The sequence below is a fragment of the Mesorhizobium sp. P3_A9 genome (assembly GCF_056402975.1).
Genome location: NZ_JBFUGJ010000638.1, coordinates 1 through 1,687 on the forward strand (window position 1 = coordinate 1; position 1,687 = coordinate 1,687).

A 1,687-nucleotide genomic window follows, 5' to 3' on the forward strand; every position below is an offset into this window, starting at 1 on the left:
GGCCTCCACCGGCCTCCACCGCCATGCCGACACTGGGCTGGGCGCAGACACCGAAGAAGGGCGGCCGGCTGGTGCTTGCCGCCGATTCCGAGCCGCGCAACCTCAACCCGGCGATCGTCGCCTCCAACGGCGTGTTCTTCATCTCCAGCAAGATCGTCGAGACGCTCGCCGAAGCCTCCTTCGACGGCAAGGACGGCCTGGCGCCACGCCTGGCGCTGAGCTGGGAAGGCGCCGCCGATGGGCTGTCAGTGACGTTCAAACTGCGTGACGGCGTCAAATGGCATGACGGCAAGCCGTTCACCTCGGCCGACGTCGCCTTCTCGGCACTGCAGATCTGGAAGCCGCTGCAGAATCTCGGCCGCACCGTGTTCAAGGATCTGGCCAGCGTCGACACCCCGGACGATCTCACCGCCGTGTTCAAGTTCGCCAAGCCGACGCCGTTCCAGCTGATCCGCAACGCGCTGCCGGCGCTGAGCAGCGTCGTGCCGAAGCACATCTACGAAGTGGGCAAGATCGAGGACAACCCGGCCAACAACGCGCCGATCGGCACCGGGCCGTTCAAGTTCGGCGAGTACAAGGCCGGCCAGTATTACCGGTTGACCAAGAACACCGATTACTGGGGCAAGGACGAGCCTTATCTCGACGAGATCATCTATCAGGTCCTGCCCGACCGCACGTCGGCCGCGAGCGCATTGGAGGCCGAGGAAATCCAGCTCGCCGCTTTTTCCGCGGTGCCGCTGGCAGATCTCGAMCGCATCTCCAAGGTGCCYGGYCTCAAGGTGATCASCAAGGGCTATGAAGGGCTGACCTATCAGCTSGTCGTCGAGATCAACCATCGCCGCAAGGAACTGGCCGATGTGAARGTGCGGCAGGCRATYGCGCAYGCCATCGACAAGGATTTCGTCGTCAAGACGGTGTTCCTYGGCTATGCCGCSACSGCCACCGGMCCGGTGCCGAAGAACGAYCCGCARTTCTACAYCGCCGAYGTGCCGACCTATGCCTTCGACGTCGCCAAGGCCAACGCKCTGCTCGACGAGGCCGGCTACAARAARGGCSCSGACGGCAAGCGCTTTACGCTGAAACTCCTGCCGGCGCCCTATTTCAACGAGACCAAGCAGTTCGGCGACTATCTGCGCCAGGCGCTGGCCGCAATAGGCATCGACGCGGAGCTGGTCAACAACGACTCGGCCGCGCACATCAAGGCCGTCTACACCGACCACGCCTTCGACCTCGCCGTCGGCCCGCCGGTGTTCCGCGGCGACCCGGCGATCTCGACCACCATCCTGGTGCAGAGCGGCATTCCCGACGGCGTGCCGTTCTCCAACCAGGGCGGCTACAAGAACGACGCGCTCGACGCGCTCATCGCCAAGGCCTCGGAAACGCTCGACACGGCGGCCCGCACCGACCTCTACAAGGAGTTCCAGAAGGAAGTGGCCACCGACCTGCCGCTGATCAACGTCGCCGAATGGAGTTTCATCAGCGTCGCCCGCGACACGGTGGGGAACATCGCCAACAACCCGCGCTGGGCGGTGTCGAACTGGGCGGACACGTATCTGGAATCGTGACACATTTGCGCGGATGAGAATTCGCGAAGAAATCGGTGGTGGGACATGGCCTAAGGCCGAGTTTCGTCACACCCCCCTCTGTCCTGCCGGACATCTCCCCCGCAAGGGGGGAGATCGGCAGT

The 1,687-nt window shown here is 64.1% G+C and carries 1 protein-coding gene; it reads left to right on the plus strand.

Annotated features, from left to right (window positions below):
- Nucleotides 1-1,565: ABC transporter substrate-binding protein (locus AC1DX0_RS35540; RefSeq protein ID WP_477359133.1), on the plus strand; the 1,565-nt coding region annotated here is incomplete at its 5' end.
- Nucleotides 1,566-1,687: the final 122 nt, after the last annotated feature.